The organism is Mangrovihabitans endophyticus (assembly GCF_014646155.1).
Lineage (GTDB): Bacteria > Actinomycetota > Actinomycetes > Mycobacteriales > Micromonosporaceae > Actinoplanes > Actinoplanes endophyticus.
Map to the genome: position 1 here is coordinate 1 of NZ_BMMX01000040.1, position 23,995 is coordinate 23,995.

General features: G+C 67.1%; 20 protein-coding genes and 1 pseudogene. 12 read left to right on the plus strand and 9 right to left on the minus strand.

From position 1 onward, the window contains the following. Nucleotides 1–304: 304 nt before the first annotated feature. From IEY73_RS27200 to IEY73_RS27210, 3 genes are all read left to right on the plus strand, one after another. Nucleotides 305–1,327: a glycosyltransferase family 4 protein gene (locus tag IEY73_RS27200; protein WP_189082181.1), complete on the plus strand. Its 1,023-nt coding sequence runs from the start codon at nucleotides 305–307 to the stop codon at nucleotides 1,325–1,327. A gap of 5 nt (nucleotides 1,328–1,332) precedes the next feature. Then, the gene (locus IEY73_RS27205) at nucleotides 1,333–2,571 is read left to right on the plus strand and encodes an MATE family efflux transporter (protein ID WP_189082182.1); all 1,239 of its coding nucleotides are present in this window, start codon (nucleotides 1,333–1,335) and stop codon (nucleotides 2,569–2,571) included. A gap of 232 nt (nucleotides 2,572–2,803) precedes the next feature. Then, nucleotides 2,804–3,928 (plus strand): hypothetical protein, encoded by a 1,125-nt coding sequence (locus IEY73_RS27210; RefSeq protein WP_189082183.1) that lies wholly within the window; start codon nucleotides 2,804–2,806, stop codon nucleotides 3,926–3,928. 41 nt (nucleotides 3,929–3,969) lie between these two features. Here IEY73_RS27210 and IEY73_RS27215 read toward each other — a convergent pair. Both IEY73_RS27215 and IEY73_RS27220 read right to left on the minus strand, forming a co-directional pair. Continuing rightward, nucleotides 3,970–4,050, minus strand: a pseudogene (locus IEY73_RS27215) (IS5/IS1182 family transposase); the annotation flags it as partial. Between the two features lie 770 nt (nucleotides 4,051–4,820). Continuing rightward, nucleotides 4,821–5,093 carry a GntR family transcriptional regulator gene (locus IEY73_RS27220; protein ID WP_189082184.1) on the minus strand — a complete coding sequence of 91 codons (273 nt, stop codon included), beginning with the start codon at nucleotides 5,091–5,093 and terminating at the stop codon, nucleotides 4,821–4,823. Nucleotides 5,094–5,167: 74 nt separating this feature from the next. Between IEY73_RS27220 and IEY73_RS27225 the strand changes: the two genes are divergently transcribed. After that, nucleotides 5,168–5,362, plus strand: a complete 195-nt coding sequence (locus IEY73_RS27225) for a hypothetical protein (protein WP_189082185.1) — start codon at nucleotides 5,168–5,170, stop codon at nucleotides 5,360–5,362. Between the two features lie 100 nt (nucleotides 5,363–5,462). On the opposite strand, the gene IEY73_RS27230 is transcribed toward IEY73_RS27225, so the two are convergent. From IEY73_RS27230 to IEY73_RS27240, 3 genes are read right to left on the minus strand one after another with little or no spacing between them, the layout of a single operon-like run. Beyond that, nucleotides 5,463–6,104, minus strand: coding sequence for a NeuD/PglB/VioB family sugar acetyltransferase (locus IEY73_RS27230; protein WP_189082186.1), 642 nt, complete (start codon nucleotides 6,102–6,104; stop codon nucleotides 5,463–5,465). After that, nucleotides 6,097–6,738 (minus strand): sugar transferase, encoded by a 642-nt coding sequence (locus IEY73_RS27235; RefSeq protein WP_189082187.1) that lies wholly within the window; start codon nucleotides 6,736–6,738, stop codon nucleotides 6,097–6,099. The genes IEY73_RS27230 and IEY73_RS27235 overlap by 8 nt, the downstream gene beginning before the upstream one ends. Beyond that, nucleotides 6,735–7,859 (minus strand): DegT/DnrJ/EryC1/StrS family aminotransferase, encoded by a 1,125-nt coding sequence (locus IEY73_RS27240; RefSeq protein WP_189082188.1) that lies wholly within the window; start codon nucleotides 7,857–7,859, stop codon nucleotides 6,735–6,737. Before IEY73_RS27240 ends, IEY73_RS27235 begins: the two co-directional genes overlap by 4 nt. A 60-nt stretch (nucleotides 7,860–7,919) precedes the next feature. Here IEY73_RS27240 and IEY73_RS27245 point away from each other — a divergent pair, with 60 nt between their 5' ends. Next, nucleotides 7,920–8,510, plus strand: coding sequence for an arsenate reductase/protein-tyrosine-phosphatase family protein (locus IEY73_RS27245; RefSeq protein ID WP_189082189.1), 591 nt, complete (start codon nucleotides 7,920–7,922; stop codon nucleotides 8,508–8,510). Here IEY73_RS27245 and IEY73_RS27250 read toward each other — a convergent pair. Further along, nucleotides 8,494–10,227: a tyrosine-protein kinase domain-containing protein gene (locus tag IEY73_RS27250; protein ID WP_189082190.1), complete on the minus strand. Its 1,734-nt coding sequence runs from the start codon at nucleotides 10,225–10,227 to the stop codon at nucleotides 8,494–8,496. The two genes, IEY73_RS27245 and IEY73_RS27250, sit on opposite strands and share 17 nt — an antisense overlap. Nucleotides 10,228–10,438: 211 nt before the next feature. Here IEY73_RS27250 and IEY73_RS27255 point away from each other — a divergent pair, with 211 nt between their 5' ends. After that, entirely contained in the window at nucleotides 10,439–12,319 is a 1,881-nt protein-coding gene (locus tag IEY73_RS27255) for a nucleoside-diphosphate sugar epimerase/dehydratase (RefSeq protein WP_229716196.1), read from the plus strand. Between the two features lie 14 nt (nucleotides 12,320–12,333). Here IEY73_RS27255 and IEY73_RS27260 read toward each other — a convergent pair whose 3' ends face one another. After that, nucleotides 12,334–12,537, minus strand: a complete 204-nt coding sequence (locus IEY73_RS27260; RefSeq protein ID WP_229716197.1) for a helix-turn-helix transcriptional regulator — start codon at nucleotides 12,535–12,537, stop codon at nucleotides 12,334–12,336. A gap of 118 nt (nucleotides 12,538–12,655) precedes the next feature. Here IEY73_RS27260 and IEY73_RS27265 point away from each other — a divergent pair, with 118 nt between their 5' ends. From IEY73_RS27265 to fxsT, 6 genes are all read left to right on the plus strand, one after another. Beyond that, complete coding sequence (locus IEY73_RS27265; protein WP_189082191.1) at nucleotides 12,656–13,003, plus strand: hypothetical protein; 348 nt, start codon at nucleotides 12,656–12,658, stop codon at nucleotides 13,001–13,003. A gap of 291 nt (nucleotides 13,004–13,294) precedes the next feature. Further along, nucleotides 13,295–14,125: an SDR family NAD(P)-dependent oxidoreductase gene (locus tag IEY73_RS27270; RefSeq protein WP_189082192.1), complete on the plus strand. Its 831-nt coding sequence runs from the start codon at nucleotides 13,295–13,297 to the stop codon at nucleotides 14,123–14,125. 94 nt (nucleotides 14,126–14,219) lie between these two features. Further along, nucleotides 14,220–14,759 (plus strand): AAA family ATPase, encoded by a 540-nt coding sequence (locus tag IEY73_RS27275; RefSeq protein WP_189082222.1) that lies wholly within the window; start codon nucleotides 14,220–14,222, stop codon nucleotides 14,757–14,759. A gap of 794 nt (nucleotides 14,760–15,553) precedes the next feature. Continuing rightward, nucleotides 15,554–15,691, plus strand: a complete 138-nt coding sequence (locus IEY73_RS27280; RefSeq protein ID WP_189082193.1) for a hypothetical protein — start codon at nucleotides 15,554–15,556, stop codon at nucleotides 15,689–15,691. 1,657 nt (nucleotides 15,692–17,348) lie between these two features. Beyond that, nucleotides 17,349–17,975 carry a GNAT family N-acetyltransferase gene (locus IEY73_RS27285; RefSeq protein WP_189082194.1) on the plus strand — a complete coding sequence of 209 codons (627 nt, stop codon included), beginning with the start codon at nucleotides 17,349–17,351 and terminating at the stop codon, nucleotides 17,973–17,975. 62 nt (nucleotides 17,976–18,037) lie between these two features. Then, entirely contained in the window at nucleotides 18,038–22,423 is a 4,386-nt protein-coding gene (gene fxsT, locus IEY73_RS27290) for an FxSxx-COOH system tetratricopeptide repeat protein (protein WP_189082195.1), read from the plus strand. 16 nt (nucleotides 22,424–22,439) lie between these two features. Here the strand turns inward: fxsT and IEY73_RS27295 are convergent, their stop codons facing one another. Together IEY73_RS27295 and IEY73_RS27300 are read right to left on the minus strand one after the other, a co-directional pair. Next, complete coding sequence (locus tag IEY73_RS27295) at nucleotides 22,440–23,732, minus strand: aKG-HExxH-type peptide beta-hydroxylase (protein WP_189082196.1); 1,293 nt, start codon at nucleotides 23,730–23,732, stop codon at nucleotides 22,440–22,442. Continuing rightward, the gene (locus IEY73_RS27300) at nucleotides 23,729–23,929 is read right to left on the minus strand and encodes a hypothetical protein (RefSeq protein ID WP_189082197.1); all 201 of its coding nucleotides are present in this window, start codon (nucleotides 23,927–23,929) and stop codon (nucleotides 23,729–23,731) included. The genes IEY73_RS27295 and IEY73_RS27300 overlap by 4 nt, the downstream gene beginning before the upstream one ends. Nucleotides 23,930–23,995 lie beyond the last annotated feature (66 nt).

Sequence of the window (23,995 nt, forward strand, 5' to 3'; positions counted from 1 at the left end):
CTGGTGATCGACGGCCGCAACTGCCTGGACGAGCCGCTGTGGACCGCGGCCGGCTGGACCTACCGCGGCATGGGCCGGCAAAAGGAAGGGCGTTGAAATGATCGTACCGCGGGTCGCACTGGTAACTCACGGGTTTGAGATTGGTGGCGGAGTTCCGGCCGTCGCGAGGTGGCTACAAAGTAAAATGCGACAGAGCAGTTACGCAGTCGATGTCATAGACTTGGCGACGTCATGGCGTGATCCTGCGAGTAGACGCCTCAGCTCGCCGACTACATGGATAAAGCCGAGTCTACTTTCTAATGGCGTGGACAAAGAACATTTGAGGTGCGGCTCGAATGTTGCAGAGATTGAATTCATGCGCTATCGGCCCCGTCGTGAGTTGACGCTTCACCTAGCCAAATACGACATTATTCAAGTTGTGGCGGGAACGCCGGCTTGGGCTGCTGTTGTCCGTCGTTCAAAGAAGCCAATTGTGTTGCAAGCAGCTACGATTGCTTGCTGGGAAAGAGCTCGGAAGAATGAGACCCTTCCACTAGGTCGCTCACTTATTTCGAAGTTGGTAGAGCCGCGCGTGGCAGCCGCAGAAAGAGCGGGTATGAAGGCCTCTCATTTCTTCATGGCTGAGAACTCTGCCATGGTGGACTACGCGCGAGATTTGCGTCATCGAAACGTGGTACTCGCTCCCCCCGGAATAGATACCTTGCGATTTAGTGAGCCTTCAGATCGAGATTGGACCGGGTACATTCTCTCAGTTTGCAGACTTGCAGATCCCCGCAAGGGCCTGGAGCGGCTAATCGCCGCGTATCAAAGGATTGTGGATCACGACAGGTCGGTACCTGATTTGGTGATTGCGGGCAAAGGAAAACTAAGCCTTTCCGTCGAAGACAGAATTCGAGCCTCTGGCCTCGGCGGTCGCATCCGAATCATTTCGGATGTTCCTCCATCGGAGTTGATGAATCTATACTGGGACGCCTCTGTTTTCATCCAAACTTCTTACGAAGAAGGGCTCGGGCTTTCCGTCCTAGAGGCTATGAGCTGCGGACTTCCTGTTGTCGCCACCGAGACCGACGGCAGCAGAGAGACTGTGGCAAACGGTGAAACGGGCTACCTGGTACCGCAGAGGCATGGGGAAGACCGAGTCATAGAGGGCTTGGCAATGTCCATCCTGTCGGTGTTTTATGGCCGGGGTCCCGCAATGGGTCGTGCCGGCCGGAAGCGCTGCGAGGAGAAATTCTCCTCGGATGCGACGTTTGCCAAATATCGCTCAGTTTATGAGAAACTTCTGTGCAATGCCGAAGAAGCGCGCATGACCGAAAGGTATTCCTAATCTTGATGGCGGGAGGGATGGCACTCTTAGCGAGCTTCCGGCGACCTTTCCTGAGCGCTTCTGCTAACGCAGTCTCTAGCGTTGGAAACCTTCTTCTGGCTGTATCAATAGCGCGAAACTCTACGGCCGAGGGTTTTGGAATATTTTCCCTCGCATTCTCGATTTACGTAATCACTGTTGGTCTGTGCCGGGCTTCTTTTACGGAGGATTCTCTAGCCACTCATGATGCTTCCACAGCTCGCTCGGCAGGTAGTAGTGCCGTCGTCCTAGTATCTTTACTATGCGGTGCCATTGCAGCCGCTCTCGGATTTGCTTTCAATCTCCCCTATGTTATAGTTGCTGGTATTGCCATGCCGGGCCTGGCAATATATGAACACCTCAGAGTGTTCACGGCGAACATGGGGCGAGCTGTTTTCGCCGTAGCGCAGGATGCAGTCTGGACCGCAACTGTAGCAATTGCATTTCTGGCCTCTTTGGTCACCTCGGTGCAGCCTCTAGTCATTTTTAGCGTGTGGGCGATTTCCGGCGCACTTATTGGAATCCTGCAGGCCGTCCATGTTGGAATGAAATTGTTTCCTTCCTGGAGCCTGTGTAGAGGAACAGCTAGAACTGCCGTTGCCTTCGGAGCGCAGTATCTCGTTGGAAGCGGTGCCGCGCAGTTAGTGATTGCTCTCATGGCGGTAGTCTCGAATGCCTCAGTGGTCGGTGGAGTTAGGGCTGCAGGGACTGCGCTTGCTCCTTGCACCCTACTGCTATCATCTGCGCGTGGTCTCATAATGACTCGACTTTCGCGCCTCCAAAGTGAGAAAAATGTAAACGTGAGGGCGATAAAGTATTCTATTCTTCTTCCGGCGTCGGTTGCCTCATTGGCAGTTCCGATAGCTCTGATCCCCAGCAGTTTGGGTTTTGCAGTCTTGGGCGATAGCTGGCTAGAAGCCAGTAAGGCTATTCCGTTTATCGGCGGGGAGTTGATATTCTCTGCACTCACAATAGTCGCTTTCGCGCTACATCGAGTGAAGGGAGCGGGGCGGCGTTGTCTAACCATTGAGGCTTTTATGGTTCCGGTGAGGATTGCAATCGTCTTAACTGGAGCATTCTATTTTGGTACTAGGGGCGCTGCTGCAGGAATGATGGCTATTTCGGGGCTAGGGGCAGCATTGTGGTGGAAGAGCTACTTCTCTATTCGGAGGAGGCGAGAGTTGGGCGTCACCACGCGTAAGGCTCGAGTCGTGACCACGGTATAGCAGGGCTGCTCACAATCATTAGCCTCTACTTCTTTCTGGCGCTTCAGACCTCTTCTTGACCTGATGTCAGGTCCGAAATAATTCCGGGGGAGGTATGTCCTCAAAGGATCACGATGACTCAATCTTGTACTTGAGATGCGTTCCGCGCCCTGATCTCGGCTCCAACCATTCCATGCCGCCACAACAGTGGGCAACTCGCATACTACAGCGTTTCCCAACAACCAGTGTGCTCGTGGCGCCATACGCTTTCCTGATTTTGCCTATGGCTGCATATTATCGAAATCCCCGCAGTGAAGTAGTCTTTTTGATTTCTCTACTTGCATTCTTGGGTGCCTTCTCTGTGGAACTGCTCTTTTCTATTCTTCGTTCTCCGTTGAATGGACGTTGTTGCGCAACTTCAAACTCTCGCTATCCACAAATTATGAAAGTAGTAAAAATTGTGGCTATTGTGAGTGTGACAGCGGACATCATTAGTGCGACATTCGGAGGGGGCACGATTGCAACCCAGGTGACGGGCAGGCTGCCGACCTCTCCCGTAGTTTCTCTACTTACGCCGTTGGCAGGTTGGAAATATGTTTGCTTTGCGCTACTTGTGTCAGCTTGGCTGGGCAAACGTGCGTCATCAAGGCAATTTTATCTCTGGACGGCGCTTCTCCTAAGCGGGCAGATTGCTGTTGCTAGTATCACTGCGATCACGCAGCCTGTCCTAAACTTTATTGGCCTCGTAGCGGTTGTGGGGCTACTATTCGGTGCTCTTCAGACGAGGGTCGTGGTGGTAGCTGCCGTTGCAATTGCGGTGGCTTGGCCGACCATTTATGCGCTTAGGAACGAGGTTCGTGAGAATAGCGGAGTGTCCGTTGATGACGACTTCTCGGCGGTTGATCGACTTCGCTTCGACGAGCAAGTATCCCAGGTATCGGTGTTCGCTGTTCCGGTCGAAATGCCCGGTTCTGTTGGTGTTGATGATATTCTCAGGTATGGACTAGTTCCCAGGGTTTTAGACTCAGCACGTCCGGCACTTTCCTCGGGAAACCTGATTAACCAATATCTAGGTGGCACTAGGACCTCGTCGTACAACTTTCTCGCACTTGGAAACGTTTACTTCTTTCATGGGTCAACCGGATTGCTGATATTTGGCGCGGCGTCGTCTTTTTTGTTTGTCCTATTGCTTCGGTCTCGTGGCGGACCTGGCCCGTACAGAATAGTTGTGATCACAGTGGTGATCGCTATGCCGCTTGGTTGGACGAGTACCTACCCGGATTCATTGGTTGGTGCAATACAAACGCTAGTGGCTTCGGCGCCAGTCCTTTTGGTGCTCCGCCGCCTTGGTTCTTCCGAATCAAGTGCCGGCAAATGAGGGCTTTGGCTCGAACGCCAGGTTTAGACAGGGAGCCATTTTCAACCTGCGTAGCGGTCGGCTTCGACGTGGTGCAGGACGAGGATGGCCTGCAGGATCGTGGCCGCTAGGCGTGGGCAGCAGCCGCAACCTATAAACATGAATATATTCCGTATCGGCCACGCGGACCGAGGGTCAAGGGATGTCGCTCAAGTAAGTTCGGTGGAGGCACCCTGATCCCGGCAGTCGACCCTTGGTGGCCATGGCTCACCTACGCGACGCTAGACCAATACCTGTCTCGCTGATGGCTTCGCTATTGGCGATCCCTACCGACTGTGTGCACGACCAGAGGCCGCACTACTTTGGTATACCGGGCCTGAGGGTGAGCACGCATATTGTCGCGGAGCCGTCAGGTCGCCGAGCCTTGGTGTCGCCACCCTCAAGACCCGAAAGCTCAAGGCTAAGCAGTGCTGCTGCCCCAACCGGCAACCATGATCGCGCTTGCCATCCTCGTCCTGCCGACATCGATACGCGACCGACCTAGGTGAAAGAGTTCCCTGATTCCAATGGACCGCTTACATGATAGGAAGCCGTATGAACCCGGAGGGCACCGTAAGCGCTGCGTGCGTTCACTTGACCATCGATCCAGGCGGGCGGCTGATCTGGACCTCGCGCGCGCCGCTCGGCGCCGCCCATGGTCTAAGCGGGGCCTGTCTCCATGCACTGCCTTGACCCGGCGGACAGGTGGTGACATGCGCCAACCGCAGATGTCAAGGTGTCGGTGTTATCGCGCAAGACCTGTTGAAGCGACATCGCAGCAGCATGAGGCGACTGCCGCAGCGGGAGAAGGCTGTTGACCGCTGCCCCCGTGCTGGCCTTGACGCCAAGCTCGGCTTGAAGGTTCAATCACGCATCATCTGGGCGAGGATTCGTCCGCTCCCGGGACGAAGACCCCGATTCCTTGGCGGCCAACCAGCTCGCCGAGCTCGATCATGGTGTCGATGGCTCGGCGCACCGTCACCGGGGACGTCTCGTAGTGGTCCGCCAGCTCGCGGGTGCTAGGGATCTTGGTTCCCGGAGGGTAGGTGCCGACGCTGATCTTGTGTCGCAGATCCTCTCGGATCGATCGCCACAGCGGGCCGCGGTATCCCACGCGGAAACCCTCGCAGGCAGATGTCGACTCCATGCTGGCTACCCATGCCTTGCTTGCATTACTTGTAAAGCCGGGCCATGCTGTCTCACAGCAGAGAGGAGACACACATGGAGATCGAAGCCAACCCGACTGAGGTTGCTGAGGCTGTTGCTGACCTGTTCGCGCACCTTGGCCTCCCGTTCGTCCCCGACGAGCTTCTACCGGTCTTGCAAGAGTCGATCTGCGACTTCTTGGAGGTGCTCGTGCCGGACCCGGAGGGCGAGGCGGAGGCTGCGATTCTCTGCCCGCTGGTCGGCGTCTGAGCTTTCACGATCGAAGCCGCAGGCGGCGTTGGGTGCCGCGTGACGATGTTCCGCCGCTGTGCCAGCCAGAGGTGGGTGGTCAGAAAGATGGCCGCCCACCTCAGCGAGCCGGGACGCCCTTGACGACGGCGGCGGCTGGCACGTCGCGGACGACGCAGGCACCTGCCCCAACGGTCGCGCCTGCACCGACTCGTAGCCCCTGCAACACGGCAGCAGTCGTGCCGATGAGTGCGCTGTCCTCGATGCGGCAGTCGCCCGACACCGCCGCGAGCGGGTTCACGCTGACGAAGTCGGCGAGAGCGCTGTCGTGGCCGACCGTGGCATTCTGGTTGAGGTGGACGTGCCGGCCCAGTCGGACGTTGGTGGTGACTCTGGCGCCGGAAAAGAGCACCACGCCCTTGTCGACCTCACACGAGATCCCGATCGTTGCACTGGGGTGGACTAAGCGTGCGGCCTGCAATCCGAACGGCTCGACCTTCTCCGCCACCGTGGCTCGGATACGCGGAGCGCCAATGCCGATGATGTAGCGCGAGCCGCTCGGCAGGGACGAGAGCGCAGCGACGGAGCCCAACAGCGGCGCGCCGAGGTTGGCGAGCCGCCGCTTGTTCACCTCGCTCGGTGAGTCGTCGACGAACCCGAGGATCTTCCACGGGTCGCCGTGGGCGGCGTTGATGTCCTGCACGATGCCGTAAATCTCGCGGCCGTGACCGCCGCAGCCGATGATGACGAGTGGTTCAGGCATTGCTGATGGTGGGCCGAGACGTGGCGGTGCCCAAGAACTCAGGCATAGTGACGTTGCCCTCGGCGGCGATGCCGTCTCGGCGTACGACGGTCAGCACGGTCTCGGCGAAGATGCGCGCGTTGAGGCTCAGGCTGCGGTGGTCGACGTACCAGACGTCCAGGTCGAACTTGTCCTCCCAGGAGAGGGCGTTGCGTCCGCGGACCTGAGCGAGGCCGGTGAGGCCGGGCCGGACCAGGTGGCGGCGGGCCTGGGTGGGGGTGTAGCGGTCGAGGTAGCGGACCAACAGCGGGCGCGGCCCGACGAGGCTCATGTCGCCCTTCAGGACGTTGATGAAGGTGGGCAGCTCGTCGACACTGGTGGAGCGCATGATCCTGCCGAGCCGGGTGAGCCGGTCGGCGTCGGTGATGAGGCCGCGCTCGGGGTCGACGTCAAGCATGGTCCGGAACTTGACCATGGTGAAGACGCGACCGTTCAGGCCGGGTCGCTGCTGGCGGAAGAAGACCGGGCGGCCGAGACGCCACGCGACCAGGATGACCACGGCGAGCATGACGGGTGCGGTGACGATCAGCATGACGGCGGCCACGATGATGTCGATGGTGCGCTGCACGGTGTCGTGCGGGCGTGCGCTTTTCATGAAGACCTCCCCAGGAATTCGGTGAGCGCGTCGAAGATGCGGCGCTGCTGCAGCTCGGTGATGGCGGAGCCGCTGGGCAGGGTGAGCCCGTGCTCGAACAGGTGCCGGGCGGCACCGGACAGCACGACGCGGGCGCCGGCGAAGACCGGCTGCAGGTGCATGGGTTTGAAGACCGGCCGGGTTTCGATGTTCCGGTCGGCCAGGTGCTGCGCGAGGTCGGCGGCGGTCCAGCCGGTGGTCTGCGGGTCGACGACGATGCTGGTGAGCCAGCAGTTGGCCTCCGGGTCGTCGGCGCCGAGCAGGGTGACGCCGGGGACGGCGGAGAAGACCTTGGTGTATCGGTCCCGCAGCGCGCGGCGGCGGCCGATCATCTCGTCCAGGCGGTGCAACTGGGCGCGGCCGAGGGCGGCGAGCAGGTTGCTGAGCCGGTAGTTGTATCCGACGTCGACGTGCTCATAATGCGCGACGGGCTGGCGGGCCTGCGTGGACAGGTAGCGGCAGTGGTCGGCGAGGGTGCGGCTGGCGGTGAGCAGCATGCCGCCGCCGGACGTGGTCATGATCTTGTTGCCGTTGAAGGAAAGCACCCCGGCCTTGCCGAACGATCCGGCGGGCCGGCCGCGGAAGGTGGAGCCGAGGGCTTCGGCGGCGTCCTCGATGAGCGGAATGCCGTACCGGTCGCAGACGGGGAGGATGCGCTCGTAGTCGGCGCACGCGCCGAACAGGTCGACCGGCAGCACGGCGGCCAGCGACGGGCCGAGCTCGGCGCACGCCTGGTCGAGCAGCGCGGGGTCGAGGTTGCCGGTGCGCGGGTCGACGTCGACGAAGACGGGCTGGGCGCCGGTGTAGGCGACGGCGTTGGCGGTGGCGGCGAAGGTGAGTGTCGGAACGACGACGGTGCGGCCGGGCCCGACGCCGAGCCCGAGCAGGGCAAGATGCAGGGCGGCGGTGCCGGAGCTGAGCGCGACCGCGTGCGGGACGTCGCAGCGTGCGGCTACCTCACGTTCGAAGGCTTCGACGGCGGGGCCGGCGGGTGCGACCCAGCCGGAGCGCAGCGCCTCGACGAGATAGGACTCTTCGAGGTGTCCGACGTCGGGCGACGACAACAAGACCCGATCGGTCATCGTGGCGTTTCCTTCCCGGAAGCAGAGCCGCCGACCGCGCGGCGCGACGAGTGGAGAACGATGCGAGACAGCGACGACCAGTTCCGGCTGCTGTTCGTGTGCCATGCCAACCTGTGCCGGTCGCCGCTGGCCGAGCGGCTGGCGCGGCGGGCGTTCGACGATGCGGTCGGCGCGGAGGCGGCCGGGGTGGTGGTGTCCAGCGCGGGCACGCACGCGTATCCGGGGTCGCCGATGCATGAGAACAGTGCGGCGGTGCTGGACGAGTGCGGCATCGACGCGGACGGGTTCGCCAGCCGTACGGTGGATGAAGCCTTGCTGGCGGCCTCGGACCTGGTGTTGACGGCGGGCCGGGAGCAGCGGGCGGCGTGCGTGAGTTTGGCGCCGGTGGTGACCCGTCGGGCGTACACGCTGCGGCAGTTCGCCCGGCTGTCGGGTGCTGCCGGGGGAGTGTCGCAAGACGGAAGCCCGGCGGACCGCATGCGAGCGCTGGTGGACGAGGCAGCGGCGGTGCGGCATCGGGTGCCGGCGGGCACGGCGGCCGACGATGACCTGCCGGACCCGGTGGGCCGGCCGGTGGAGGATTTCCGGGTGTGCGCGCGGGACATCTGGGCGTCGCTGTCCACGATCGTGGGAGTCATCGGCGGCGCCTGACGTCGTCGCCATAGCTGGTGTGGCCGTTGCCGGTGCCGTTGGGGCGCACGGTGGCGGTGCCCTCATAGACGGCGCGGTCCGGGTGGTACGTGTGCGGGGCGGGCAGCACGGCGGTCTGCTCCGGGTCGACGCCGCGCAGATGCCGCGCGCCGCCGGACTGCCCCCGCCCGGGTGTCACCGGCGGGGCCGGGCTGGACGGGCCGGGTTGCACCGGTGTCGGCTGCACCGGTGTCGGCTGCACCGGTGTCGGCTGCACCGGGGTGACCGGCACCGGCCGGGTGACGGCCTGCGGGGAGGGCTGCGGCGCGCGGGCGGGGAACGGCTTCGCGGGCACCGGCGGGGCGACGGACTCGGCGGACTTCGCGTCGGAGTTCTCGGTGTAGCCGTACGTGTAATAGGTGTACGAGCCGGCGCCCTTGGCCGGAACCATGCTGAGGATGCAGCCGTGCAGCTTGGCGCCGACCGCGGTGATGGCCTGCGCGGCGGCGGTGGCCTGCGACGTGGTGGTCTTGCCGTGCCGGGTGACCAGCAGGCACCCGTCGGCGAGGGTGGACATCACGGCGGCGTCGGTGACCGGCAGCACCGGCGGGGTGTCGATGATGATGACGTCGAACGCGGCGGCGAGGGCGGTGAGCAGGTCGGCCATGTTGCCGGAGCCGAGCAGCTCGCTGGGATTGGGCGGGACATAGCCGCTGGGCAGCACCCACAGGCCGGACTTGCCCCACGGCTGCACCACGTCGCGCACGTTCGCGCGGCCGGCGAGCACGTCGGTGAGCCCGGCGGCGCCCTCCAGGTTGAGATATTCGTCGATCTTCGGGCGGCGCAGGTCGGCGTCGATGATGCACACCCGGCGGCCGGCCTCGGCGAAGGCGATGCCGAGGTTGCAGACGGTGCTGGACTTGCCCTCATGCGCCATCGCGCTGGTCACCACGAAGCTGCGCACCGGCCGGTCCACGTTGACGAACTGCAGGTTGGTGCGAAGCTGCCGCATCGCCTCGGCGCGTTTGGACTGGGCGCTGCCCTCGGTGATGAGCGGTGACTTCTCGGCCTTGGCGTCGAACGGGATGGCGGACAGCACCGGCGCGGACGCGGCGGCGCTCAACGCCTCGGGGCCGCGGATGGTGCTGTCCAACGATTCGCGCAGCGCGGCGGCGCCGACGCCGACGATGAGCCCGAGGGCGAGGCCGAGGCCGACGTTGCGCACCGGCTGCGGGGAGACGGGCGCGTCGGCGAGCTTCGGCTCGGCGATGATCTGCACCCCGACGGTGGGCACCTTGGACCCGGGCGGGGTCTCCAAGGTGGTGATGAGCTTCGGGAACTCGGCGGCCAGGCTCTGCGTGAGGGCGAGCGCGCGGGCGCGGTTCTCGTCGGTGACGGTGGCCTCGACGAGCACCGTGTCCGGCACCACCTGGGCGCTGATGGACTCCTGGATCTCCTCGGCGCTGGAGCCGCTGCCGTCGGCCACCATGGCCTGGGCGAGCCGGTTGCTGGTCAACACGTCCACATAGGACTTCACCCGGTCCTGGGCGAACTGGCCGCCCTGGAACGCCTGGGTGACCTCGGTGCCGCGGGTGCTGATGAAGAACGTGACCGAGGCGGCGTACCGCGGAGGGGTGAGCAGTGTGACGGTCACCGCAACGCCGGCGGACACCACGACGGCGCCCAGCACCAGCCACCATCGCTTCCTGATGGCACGCCAATAATCGCGCAGGTCCATCGGGTCGCCTTCCTCTATTCGTGTCCCGGATCCGCCGTACGGCCAGGCTTGTCGCCCGAATCGGGCATGTATGCCGAACGGCGTTGCGCGTTGTCCCTGTGAGCCCGTGCGCAGCGCAGCTCTGGAAAACCAACGGCCCATAACCGTTTTGGCGATGGTTCGCTGCGCAGAAACTCCGATGGGGGACGAGAAATCACCCGGAAGGGGAGTCATGACTTCCGCAGCGCAGCACGACGCCTCGACGCCCGCGGCGCCGAAACCCCACATGCTCGGCCCGTGGCTGATCGACGCGAGCGCCTGGGTGGTGGGTCTGGGAGCGGCCATCGTGGCCCGCTTCGACCTGGACATGCGCGCCGCCCCGCTGTCCGCGACGGCGGTGGCGGTGCTGGCCGCGGTCATCATGCACACGGTGATCGGCCACCAGCAGTTCCTCTACCGCGGCCGGTACGGCTTCGGCACCTTCGAAGAGGTGCGCGCGGTGTTCACCACGGTGCTGGCGGTGGTGCTGGTGCTGTTCGCGGTGGACCTGGCGATGGTGGACCGGCCGGTGCCGCTCAGCTCGGCGCTGGTGGGTGGCCCGGTGGCGCTGGTGTTCATGTTCGGCGCCCGCTACCTGCGCCGGTTGCAGCACGAACGCCGGCTGCGCCCGGACGCCGCGCAGGCCACCCCGGTGCTGCTGTTCGGCGCCGGGTCGGCCGGTCAGGGCCTGGTGCGGTCGATGCTGCGGGACCGGGACAGCGCGTACGTCCCGGTGGGCTTCCTCGACGACAACCCGGCCAAGCGGCGGCTGCGCATCGACGGGGTTCCGGTGCTGGGCAACCGCGGTGACATCGCCGCGGCGATCGGCCACACCGGCGCCCGTACGCTCATCTTCGCGGCGGCCAATGTGGACGCCTCGGTGATCCGCGAGATCCGCCGCACCACCCTGGAGGCGGGCGCCTCCTTCAAGGTGGTGCCGCCGGTCGGCGAACTGCTGGACCGCACGGTGCGCGCGGCGGACGTGCGCGACGTGAAGGTCAGCGACCTGCTCGGCCGGCACCAGATCGACACCGACCTGGACGCCATCGCCGGATATCTCAAGGGCAAGCGGGTGCTGGTCACCGGCGCGGGCGGCTCCATCGGCTCGGAACTGTGCCGGCAGCTCGACCGGTTCGGCCCGGCGGAGCTGATGATGCTGGACCGCGACGAGTCAGCATTGCACGCGGTGCAGCTCTCGTTGCGTGGCAAGGGTTTGCTGGACACCGACGAAACCATCCTGGCGGACCTGCGCGACGCCGAAGGCGTGAAGGCCATCTTCGCCGAACGCCGCCCGCAGGTGGTGTTCCACGCGGCGGCGCTCAAACACCTGCCGCTGTTGGAGACGCACCCCGGCGAAGCGGTGAAAAGCAACGTGTGGGGCACGCAGACCGTGCTGGAAGCGGCGGCGGCCGTGGGCGTCGAACGGTTCGTGAACATCTCCACCGACAAGGCGGCGAACCCGACGAGCGTGCTCGGATACTCCAAGCGGATCACCGAACGCCTCACCGCGTACGCCGCGATGATCACCGAAGGCACGTTCCTGAGCGTACGGTTCGGCAACGTGCTGGGCAGCCGAGGCTCGGTGCTGAAAGCCTTCGCGGCGCAGATCGACGCGGGCGGCCCGATCACGGTGACCGACCCGGAGGTCACCCGCTACTTCATGACCGTGCAGGAAGCGGTCCAACTGGTGATCCAGGCGGCGGCGATCGGCCGCGATGGCGAAGCCCTGGTGCTGGAAATGGGCGAGCCGGTGCGCATCGCCCAGGTGGCGCAGCAGATGGCGGAGCAGGCGGACCAGCCGGTCAAAATCGTCTACACCGGACTGCGGCACGGGGAGAAGCTGGCCGAGGACCTGTTCGGCGACGGCGAGGAGGACTCCCGCCCGCTGCACCCGATGATCTCGCACGTGGCGGTCCCGCCGGTGCGGCCGTACGAAGCTCGGGGCCTTTCCGCGTACGGGGATCGGGTCCGGGTGGTGAAGGAGATGGTGGAGCTGAGCGAGAGCAAGCCGGCGCGCGGCACGGTGGGCCGCCAGGCGGGCAAGCCGACGTCCGGGTTGCGCGCGCGGGCGTAACCGGGGGCGTCTCGTCAGGGGGCGTCGTCGGCCAGGTGGGGGCGGTTCACCCTGATCCAGTCCTCGACGTCGCTCGCCAGCCAGATCTTGCCCATCTGCAGTTCGGCGTATGGTTCGGGGAAGTCCCGTCGGGCCACGAGCTGGTAGGCCCGGGTGCGGCTCACGCCCAGGCGCTCTTGGATTTCGCCGGCGCCCATGAGGCGCAACTTCCCGGCCATGTCATGAGGCTAGGGGCATGAGGGATGCATGAATGGCATACGGCACATAGGCTATGGCACGTAGTCTTAGCGTGGGTCTAGTGCCATCGTTCCATTATGCCTCGTCGGGGGAGAGCTCATGGCCATGGTTCACCACGCTGCCGCATCGCCTGCCAGTCTGGCCGAGGCGGTGGCGGATCTGTTGCCGCATCACGGATACCCGTTCGTGCCGGATGACCGGCTGGCGGCGCTGGCGGAGATCCTGATGGCGTTCGTGGAGACGTTGCCGCCGGAGGGCCCGGCGGCGAGCGGCGAGGAAGACGAGCGCGGCGAGGACGGCGAGCGCGGCGAGGACGGCGAGCGCGGCGAGGACGGCGAGCGGGCCCGCCTCCGGGGCGCGGCGCCTCTCCCGGGTGCGGCGGGCCTGCCGGGTGTGGCGGCACCGCCGGCTCGACGCGGTGGGTCGGCGGCGTCCCGCCGGTGCTGACGGCGGGCCGGGCCGTGGTGACGGGCGGCCGGGGCTCAGCAGGGTGGCGCAGCCGGGGTTGAGTGGGGGCGTGGCCGGGGTTCAGCGGGGCGTGGCCGGGGTTGAGTGGGGCGTGGCCGGGGTTCAGTGGGGCGTGGCCGGGGTTCAGTGGGGCGTGGCCGGGGTTCAGCGGGGGCCGGGGCTCGCCTCGGTGGCAAAGCCGGCGCCCCACGCGTACGGGAAAAGGCAGCCGAGGGCGACCCTGCCGACGGGCCGGCGCCGGCTGGTGGGCTATCGATAACCTGTGATGGCATGAATCGGGAAAGCCAGTCGGCCAAGACGGTGGTGATCACGGGCGCGAGCGACGGCATGGGTGCCGCCGCGGCGCGCCGGCTCGTGCAGCAGGGGCATCGCGTGGTCGTGGTGGGCCGGTCCGAGGAGAAAACCCGCAGCGTCGCACGCGACCTGGGCGCCGAACACCTGACCGCCGACTTCGCGCGGCTGGACGACGTACGCACACTGGCGGCGCACCTGCGTGCCCGCCATCCGCGCATCAACGTGCTGGCGAACAACGCGGGAGCCATGTTCGGTCCGCGCACGGAGACGGTGGACGGCTTCGAGCTGACCTTCCAGGTGAACTATCTGGCGCCGTTCCTGCTGACCAACCTGCTGCTGGAAGCGTTGACCGCGGGCCGGGCAACGGTGATCCAAACCACCAGCAACGCCGCGCGGCTGAGCGCCCACCTCGACCCGGACGACCTGAACAACGAGCACCGCTACTCGCCGGTGCGCGCCTACGGCAACGCCAAGCAGGCACTGGTCCTGTTCACCGAGGAACTCGACCGCCGCTACCGCGCGCAGGGCATCGCGGCGGTGGCGTTCCACCCGGGCGCGATCGCCTCGAACTTCGCCCAGAACAGCCGCAGCCCGATCGGCACCCTGTTCCGCTCACCCCTGCCGCGCCTGGCCTTCGCCTCGCCGGACAGGGCGGCGAGGCGGCTGGTGTGGCTGGCGACATCCGAACCGGGCGAGAGTTGGACGACGGGCGGCTACTACGAAACCGGCAAGCCGAGAACGGTGAAGTCGAAGGTGGCGCCGCGCGACCTCTGGGAACGGAGCGCAGCCTTGCTGGCCCGCACCTGAGCCCGGGGCCGGGTCGGGGCTGCGTCCGGGCGGCTGCGTCCGGGTGAAAAGACAAGACTGCCCTCTCCGAGTCTGCGCGACTAGCTTCGAGTTTGTGAACAGCCAAGTGATCATTCTGACGGGGCCGCCCGCCGCGGGAAAGACGACCGTGGCCGAGCTTCTCGCCGCCAACGCGAGCGTTCCGACGGTTCATCTGACGACCGACCTGTTCTACCGCGCGATCCGCACCGGTTTCGTCCCCCCGTTTCTGCCCGCGGCGCAGCAGCAGAACGAAGTGGTCATCGCGGCGATCGTCGGCACCGTCGCGACCTTTGCCGGTGGTGGCTATGACGTGGTGGTCGACGGGATCGTCGGACCGTGGTTCCTGCCGCCGTTTCTCGCCATGGCGGAGCAGGCCGAACTGTCGCTGTCCTACGTCGTCCTCCGTCCCGATCTTGACACCACGCTGTCCCGAGCGAAGCAACGCGTCGGCGACGAGCTCAAGGATGTCGCCGCGATCACGGGCCTTCACCAGGCGTTCGCACGGCTCGGAGATCTTGAGCACCACGCCATCGACACCGGGAAACTGGACGCGGAACAGACAAGCGAGGCAGTCAAGCGCGCCGTGGACTCCGCCGCCTACCGGCTCGTGTGATCGGCACGCCCGGTCCAGGCGCTGCGGCCACCACCACGCCGGGCGAATGCGGACCGTCGGATAGCCCCGGGCCCCGCGGCTGGCATTGGCCTCGCGGCTTGCTCTTCGCGCCCCCGCCGGTACGTTTCCTCCAGCGCCGAGGCGACCCGTCCGGACCCCTGTGCAAGGCGCACCGGGCACCGCTCCCGGCGGCAATCCGACCCCGGGCCGGCGGCGATGGCCCCAGGCGATCTGGTCGCGACTGCCAGGGGCGTCGGCAAAGATTCGCTGGGAGCGCTTCTGGTGGCGATTTTGCCTGAGGGCTTTGGTGGCGATTTGCCGAGACGCCTCTGGTGGTGATTTTGCCCGGGGCGACTCTGGCACGCGACTTCACGGGACGAAGCTGGCAAGCGAATTCACCCGGGAGGGCCCCGGCAGGCATTTTGCCCGGGGCGGCTGTAGCGACTTTCCCTCGGGCGGCTCTGGCTGCTGCCTTCCTGCCGACGCAACTCACCCGGCGCCGTACTGGCCAGCCGTGATTCGGCCGCGTCCCTTCCGATCGCTTCGGCCTCGACTTCGCCGACTCGCTCGCCTTAACCTCGGCTGGCTCGGACTTGATCTTGGCTGGCCCCGCCTTGACCTCGGCTGGCCCCGCCTTGACTGGCGCGGGTTCGCCCGCTTTCGCCCCGGCTGTCGTGGGCCCGCCCGCTTTCGCGCCGGCTGTCGTGGGCTCAGTCGTGTTGGGTTCGGCTGTCGTGGGCTCGGACGCTCTGGTCTCGGCAGGTTTGGTCATTTCTGCTGTTTTTTCGGCCAGTTTGAGCTCGGTCGGCCTGGTCTCGGTCGGCCTGGTCTTGGTCGGCCTGGTCTCGGTCGGCCTGGTCTTGGTCGGCCTGGGCTTGGTCGGCCTGGGCCTGGCTGCCTGGAGTTCGGCTGGCTCAGGCTGCACCGCGTAGGGCACGGCGGCGGGAGCCCGCTCCCGCTCCCGGTCCGGTTTCGGTTTCGGTTTCGGCGGAGGCTGGTCAGCCGGTCCGGACGGCGTCGGCTCCGGTTGGCGTGCACCTCCATCGGGCTCGGCGGGCTCGGCTGGTTGGGCAGGCTGGGCTGGTTTGGTGGGCTCGGCTGGTTGGGCAGGCTCGGCGGTTACGGCCGTGGCCATCCGCTCGTTCCAGATTGCTATCAGCTCCGCGTCATCGGGCACATGACCGTATCGCCGGTGCAGCTTGCGGGCATGCCGTTGCGCCAGTCCCCATTCCCTGTGCCGTGCGTGCTCGCGGCGGAATTCTTCGGCCTCGGGGGAATAGTTGCGGCGCTTCGTCCTATCACGCATGGTGGCCAGTTGGGCCGTGGTGAAAAACTGTAGCTGCCGCATACGTAAATCCTTTCACCCCACCATCTGCCCTAACCACTATTTGATCTTCGTGCCATTTCTCAATACGAAAATTCTGACCAATGTTCGGAGATGTTTGTGGGCGTGCACAACAAATAAAAAGGGCACGGATCGGGGCTTGCGTCATTGATGCGGCGCCGGTCAGGATAAGGCGAGAGTTGGGACACCAGGCGGAAGCGTCATAAGCGAATGAGCTACAGGAAGATGAGCTACAAGGCGGTCGGCCAGCCTCCGGCCAGGCACCGGAGAGCCGCCGGTGACGGGGTCAGTCGGGCCCCGACGAGCTGCCGGTTATGGGGCGGCCGGGCCCCGGCGAGCTGCCGGCCAGGCGACCATAGGTGCGCCGCCTGGCCGGCCTCCGGTGAGCCGGACGAGTCGCTGGTCGGCTGCGGGGAGTCGCCGGGCCGACTGTCGGCGAGCTTCCGGGTCGGCTGTGGGCGAGCTTCCGGGTCGGCTGTGGGCGGGTGCGGGCGAGCTTCCGGGTCGAGTGTGGGCGAGCCTCCGGGTCGGCTGTGGGTAAGTTCCAGGGTCGACTACCGGCGAGTCGTCGGGTCAACTCCGGGCGAGTCCCTGGGGCGACTCCCGGCGAGTCCCTGGGTCGGCTTCCGGCGCGTCGCGGGTCAGGACGCTCGGGTGTGAGCGGAGGTCCGCACTGTGCTGAACTCGGATCCGGTTGTGGCCTGGCGCCTGCGCGCCGTCCTGGGCGACGCGGTGTGGCGGGCCGGGGTGAAGGTGGCGTTGCCGGACTTCGCCTCCGGCGCGATGGGCGGACGGTCGGGGCGCGAGATCGATGGGTGGGCGGTCGGGGCGCGAGATCCGATGGGTGGCGATCGGGGGCGAGATCCGATGGATGGGCGGTCGGGGCGCGAGATCCGATGGGTGGCGACCGGGGGCGAGATCCGATGGGTGGACGGATGGGTGGGCGATTGGGGCGCGAGATCGATGGGTGGACGATCCGAATGCGAGACTCGCGGCCCTGCGGACCTTCGGCAGACGCCGCGACCATCGGCCTCGGGCAGGAGTCGATTATGGACGAGGAGCCCACCACCCGGTGCGGCCGTCTTCCCGGGCCGCCTCCCGGGCCGTCTGCCGGGCCGTCTGCCGGGCCGTCTGCCGGGCCGTCTGCCGGGCCGTCTGCCGGGCCGCCTGCCGGGCCGTCTGCCCGGCCGTCTCCCGGGCCGCCTTCCCGGCCGCCTCCCGGGGGCGGTGCGAGGGCCGGCTCGATGATTGCGGTACGTGCGGCTACGCCCGCCGACTTCGAAGTTCTCAGCCGGTTGCTGGCCGCCGCGTTTCTGCACGGTGATCTGGCGCCGTGGCTGATCGCGGACGTTGCGACCCGTCGACGCGTCTATCTGCCGTATTTTGCCCTGCACGCCGAGCATGCCCTGCGGTTCGGTCACGTGGATCTGGCCGGCGGTGAGTGTGCCGCGGCGCTCTGGTACCTGATTGACGGGCGGCCACCACCGGACCTGCCCGGATACGACCGGAGGCTGGCCGAGATCACCGGCCCGCACGTGGCCCGGTTCCGGGCGCTCGACGCGGCGATGCACGCCTACCATCCGTACCGGGAAAGGCATCACTACCTGGCGTTCCTCGCGGTCCGGCCGGACCGGCAACGGCGCGGCCTGGGCAGCGCGCTGCTGGCGCACCATCACAGCGGGCTGGACGCGGCGGCGACCCCGGCGTACCTGGAGGCGACGGGCCCGGACAACGCCCGCCTGTACGCCCGGCACGGCTATCGGCCGCGTGCGGAATATCGAATCATGGGCGACGGGCCGGTTCTCATGCCGCAGTGGCGAACACCCGCGCCGACGGGCTGTCCGTCACCTTCGGTAGGGCCTAGCCGATAATCACCGGGGCGCGGCGTGCGCCACCACACCATTTTCTCACCACCATTTGGGCCTTTCTGACCTTGAAGCACGTCAAGAGCCTGGCGTTGCTGCGCTTATGCGGGCATCGCTACCGTGTGTTGGATATCGACGAACTCGGCTTCATGATCGTTGTTTTATCGACACGCGTGACAGATGTTCAAGGCGTGAGGGACTGCATGGTCACCGGTGGGGAATTACTCGATCCGCTCGCGGAAGTGCTCGGCGACGCGGCTGCGTCCGCGCTGCGATCATGGGCGATGCAGCAGCGTCGAACGGTGCGTTTGACCAATCCGCGATGGACTGCCCGGGGATATACCGATGCGGTGCTCGCGGCGATCATCGTCAGCACTCCGGGGGAGAATGACCGCCAGGTGATCGTGAAAGTGTGCCCGCCGGGTCGCCCGATTGAGGAGACCGGGGTGCACCGACAAGCCAGGGCGTTGTCGGATGCGGACTTCGTCGAGCGGCATCTGGTGGAACAGGCGTATGAGCCGTTCCCGGTCGGTGACGGTGGGCGGCTCATGTTTCAGGAGGTCGCCGCCGCGACGCTGGACCTCGTGCCGTTGTCCGGGGTGCCCGACGGGCAGCTAGCCACCGCCTGTGCCGGTGTGGTCGACGAGCTGATCCGGCGCTGGGGCCCCACCGCCATCAAGTCGATCCAGACCAACGTCGGGGACTATCTGCACCGCGAGACCGGCCGGGTGCTGAGCACGGGCGGTCCGGCCGACTCGGTGCAGGAGGGTCTGAGTCTGCTGCCGCGGGCGCTTTACCTGCGCGACGGCGCGGGTGACATCGCGGTCGAGATCCCCAACCCGTTGCTGATGTTCACCGACCCCCGCCTGGCGGCGGACCTGCCGATCGATGCGGTGGTCGGGCTCGCCCACGGCGACCTGCACGCGGAGAACGTGCTGATTCCCCGGACCTTCGGCACGCCGATCATCGCCGACTTCCGGCTGGTCGACTTGTCGGCCTTCGAGCAGGACGCGCCGGTCAGCCGCGACGCGGTGACGCTGATGTTGTCGGTGATCGCGCCGACCGTGGCGCGGCTACGCACCGAGGAACAAGAAGCCTTGCTGAAGTTCGTGCTGGCGCCGTGGGCGGCGCAGCCGCGACTGAGCACGTTGCTGGCGGACACGCTGGCCTCCATCCACCACGCCGGGTTCGAAGCGATCAAGTCGATGCAGCTCGGCGACTGGCGTTCGCAATACCTGCTCTCGGTGGTCGCCACCGCACTGCAATTCACCACTTTCGCGAGCGTGGGCGACGAGGGCCGGTGGTGGTTCTTCCGGCTGGCCGGCCGGGCCGGCGCCGAGTTCCTCCGGCGGCACGGCCGGTTCTCCCCGCGTGGCGCGGTGACGCTGCGGCAGCCGGTGTCCTGGCCGGAGCCCGCCACCGCAGCGGCGCCCGGGCTGCCGGGTGCGCTGGACTCGTCGAGCCGCCGGGTGCTCGCGCAGGTGTTGACCGGGCTGCCGCACGAGGTGCTGCGCCACGCGTACGACGAGCTGGTGGACGCCTCGACGCCGGTCACCCAGCCCAACTGGCAGGACGCCGCGGCGGTCATCCGGGCGGTGGAACGCGATGCCGAACCGTCCGGGGCGATGATCCCGCTGCTGGTGTTCGCCGATCGGCTTGCCCACGCGCAAGCCGGCGCACTCGGGCTGCGCATTCACTCGTGGGTGAACGAGGTGGGCGGTCGGTTCTACGCCGAGGACCGCCTGCGAGACCTTTGCCTGGCGAGCGTGGCCGACATCGTTTTGGCGGGCAGCGAAACAAGCGACATTGCCATTGGCGACCCGGATAATTTGATCGTCAACCGAGATATTCCACCAAATACGCCGGGAGGCTCTTCCGTGTTGGCCCCGTCATCGGTTTCTCCGCCGCCATCGGAGACCCCCGTCACCCGCCATTCGGTGCGCGGTGGGCTTCCGCCCCGGAACCCGGTGTTCACCGGGCGTGAGCTTTTGCTGTCGCTGCTGGGCGAGACGCTCCGCAAGGAATCGTCCGCGTCCGTGGTGCCTCTGCACGGTTTGGGCGGCGTCGGCAAAACCCAACTGGCGACCGAGTTCGCCTATCGCAACGCGGAGCGTTATTGGCTCATCTGGTGGATCGCCGCGGAGACTCCGGAGATGGTCCGGGCGTCCTTCGTCGAACTCGCCCGCAGGCCGGAGACCGCCCGGTGGCTCAACATCCCGCCCGGCACGGACGCGGCGCAGACCACCGCGCTGGTCGTCGAGGCGCTGTCCACGAGCACCGCGCCGTGGCTGATGGTCTACGACAATGTGGAGGACCCGGAATTCCTCGCCGGCCTGATGCCGTCGACACCGTCGGAGGGCACCGGCCACGTCATCGTCACCTCGCGCAACACCGCGGGGTGGGTCGGACGCGGCGACGCCATCGAGGTGGATGTCTTCGAGCGGCGCGAGAGCATCGAACTGTTGCAGCGGCACGGCCACACCATCAGCCACAGCGACGCCAACATCCTCGCGGACAAGCTGGGCGACTGGCCGCTCGCGTTGGAACAGGCCGCCAACTGGCATGCCAGCACCGGCATGCCGGTCGCGGAATACCTCGAAGTGTTCGACGACAACATCGCCGACCTGCTGTCCGAAGGCAAGCCGATCGGTTATCGCGAGCCGCTGTACGCGTACCTCAAAATGGTGTTCGGCGAGCTGCGCGGCAATCTTCCCGCGGCGGCGGAGCTGCTGGAGATGTTCGCCTTCCTCGGGCCGGAGCCGGTCTCGGTCGCGTTGCTGCGCGCGGGTCGGCGCGGCGGCCTCAGCCCGGCGCTGAGCGCGGCGCTGGACAAGTCGATCGAACTCAACCGGGCGGTCCGGGGGGTGCGGCGTCTCGGCCTGGCCCGCGTCGACGAACGCCAGCACATCCAGGTGCATCGGCTGGTCCAGTTGGTGCTGCGTGACGAACTCGCCCAGGCCCGGCTGGAACGCAGCCTGACCAATGTGCGGCGGCTGCTGGCCGCGGCCAACCCCGGATATCCCGACGATCCGAACAACTGGTCGATGTACGCGGAGATCGCCCCGCACGTGGCCGCCGCCCGCCTCATCGATGCGCCGGACGACGACGCCCGGATGGTGGTCGTCGACCTGATCCGGCACTATTTCGTCGCCGGCGACTACGAGGCCAGCATGGCGCTCGGCGAGTCGGCCGTGGCCCGCTGGAACGACACCAGCGTGCCGGGCACCCCGGGGCCGGGCCACGAGCTGACTCTGCTGGCCCAGCGTCACCTGGCGAACGCCTGCCGGCTCCTCGGCCGCACCGCCCGCGCGCAGGAGCTGGACACCGACACGTTCGAACGGCTCCGGCACGATCCCCGCTTCGGTGACGACCACGAACACACCCTCTACACCGCGCACAACATGGGGGTGAACCTGCGGCTGAGCGGGGATCTGAGCGGGGCGCTGCGGATGGAACAGGAGAACGTGGCCCGCCACCTGCGGGTCCTCGGCGCCGACGACACCGGAACGTGGCGTGCGCAGAACAACCTCGCGGTGAGCCTGCGGCACCTCGGCCGCTACGCCGAAGCGTACACATTGGACGAGGAGATCCTGCGCCGGCGCCGTGCGCAGGCCGGCGACGGCGACACGCGGACGTTGTTCTGCAAGGGCAACCTCGCCCAGGACCACTACGGTCTCGGCAACTATCTGCGCGCGCTGGAACTGACGCGATCGGTGGTGCCGCAATATCGCGAGAAGCTCGACCCGCGGCACCGTGAGCTGCTGATCGCCAGCCGCACCCTCACCGTGGCGCTGCGCAAGTGCGGCTTCTATGCGGAGAGCCGGGACAACGCCGAGGAGAACTACCGCAACCACAAGGCCCGCTTCGGCGCACGGCACGAATACACGTTGGCGGCCATGGTCAGCTATGCGAACGCGTTGCGCTGCTGCGGTTCGCCGGCCGAACTGACCGAGGCGCGTACGTTGCTGCGCGACGCCACCGACGCGTACCGGGAAGTGTTCACGCCGGAGCACCCGCTGACCTTGGCGTCGGAGGTCAACCTCGCGGTGGCGTTGCGGGCCGCCGGCGACCGGGCGGAGGCGCGCCGGCTGAACGAGAACGCCCGGGAACGGCTGACCGAGCGCGTCGGCGCACAGCACCCCTATGCCCTGGCGGCAGCCGCCAACCTGGCCACCGACTTGGCGCTGGCGGGCGCGGTGGAACGGGCGGCGCACCTGTCCTGGGCGACCTACGAGCTGTCCGTGGAGGAGCGCGGCGCGGACCATCCGGAAACGCTTGCCAGCGCGCTGAACGCGGCCCTGGACAAGATGGCGGCCGACGATGACACCGGCCACGGCCTCTATGAACGGACCTTGGCGGATCTGCGCCGCACATTCGGCGTGGATCATCCGGCGACCCTGGACGCGGTACGCGGCCGACGCGCCGACTGCGACCTGGAGCCGCCGCCCACGTGAGCCCGGGTCCGCCCCGCTACGGTCGCGGATCGCCGTGGCGGGGCGCCCCGGCGGCCTGCTCGTGGGCGGCGGCTTGGCGGCGTACGGCGGCGCTGGCCTGCTCGTCGGCGTGCCGGCTCACCGGCGTGGCGAACAACGCCCGGCACCGCCGTTGCAGCACCGCGACGAACCGTCTGCCCTGCGGCGACAACGCCGGCACTCCCGGCAGGACGGCGAGCACCTCGGCGAGTTGCCGGCGGCGCACCGCGAACTCGGCCTCGGCCCGCTCCGGTTGGACACCCGCGGCGCGCAGGACCCGCCACGTTTCGGCAACGGCGAGAAACGCGAACGTGCCGTGCAGCAGTCCGCTCAGCGGCCGCGGATCCGGCCGCCACGGCGCCCAGAACGTCCCGGCGTCACGTGGATCGTGCAGCTCGACGAAGCCGAGCATGCCGTTGAGCAGCGAATGCGACCACTCGTGCACCAGCATCACGGCGGCGTCGACGGCGTCGCCGGGTCCCGTGGCGCCGATCGCGCCGATGGCATCCGAGCAGGTGACGCTGGTCTCCGAGCCGTCCGGCGGCGGCGCCAGCGGCACCACGGCCCACAACCCGGCGGCGACCTGCCGAGCCAGTTCGGGAGCGGATCGGGCGAGCAGCCGCCACCCCTGCCCGATGGTGCGGCGCAGCGCGGCGAACTCGCCATCCGGCAGCGGGCCGCGCAGCGGCATGCGGAAACAGTCACGGCCCGGATCCCGGTCGTCGACCAGCAGGCGCAGGCCACCGGCGGCGAGCCGACGAGCCGGGATCCACCCGTCGACGGTTTCCCCGACGGGGAGCGCGTACGTCCCGGCGGGCTGATGCGCGATCACGGTGCCGTCGCGCACCGTGAGCCGCAGCTCGCCGGCGTCCGCGGCGAGGGTTCCCCAGCCGGGCAGATGCAGCCGCCCGCCGGACATCGGCACGGTGAGATCGGCGGGCGCACCGGTGCGCGCGGCGGCGACCGCGGCCAAGGCCGAGAGCCGGGCGATCACCGCCGCCGGCGTCCGGTCGGCGGTGCCGCGGTGCAGGCCGGTCACCCACGTCCCCCACCAGCCTTGCCGCAGCGTGACGGCGACCGCCGTCGGGTCGTGGTGCCCGGTCTCGTGCAGCACCCGCAGCGCGGACGCGGCGACGGACGCGTGCTCGCGCAACGCCTGGGCCGCGAGCATTTGGTGGCGGCTGTGCTCGGCGGCGTACAGGGTCGCGATGACCTCGTTGTCCGGTCGGCCCCACGCGACGGCGGTGAGCTGGGCGGCGGACAACCGGTGGTGTCGCGCCGGTGGTGTCATCCCAGGAAGCTGCTCCAGCTCGACAACTGATCCTCTCGGTGTGTGCGCTGCCGCAGCAGCTCCCGAACGCCGGCCGCCACGTCCGACTCGGGCTCGTTCAGCAGGTCCAGCAGCGACTTGCCGGAAACATCGGGGGCCATCGACTCGGCCGGCTGCATGTGCGGTGACTGCTCCGCGCCGGCGTCTTCCTCGTGCACAGAACCTCCTCGCGGAGCCTGCGACTCCTCGGCGGCTCCTCGACGGCTCGCGGAGTCCGCGGCTCC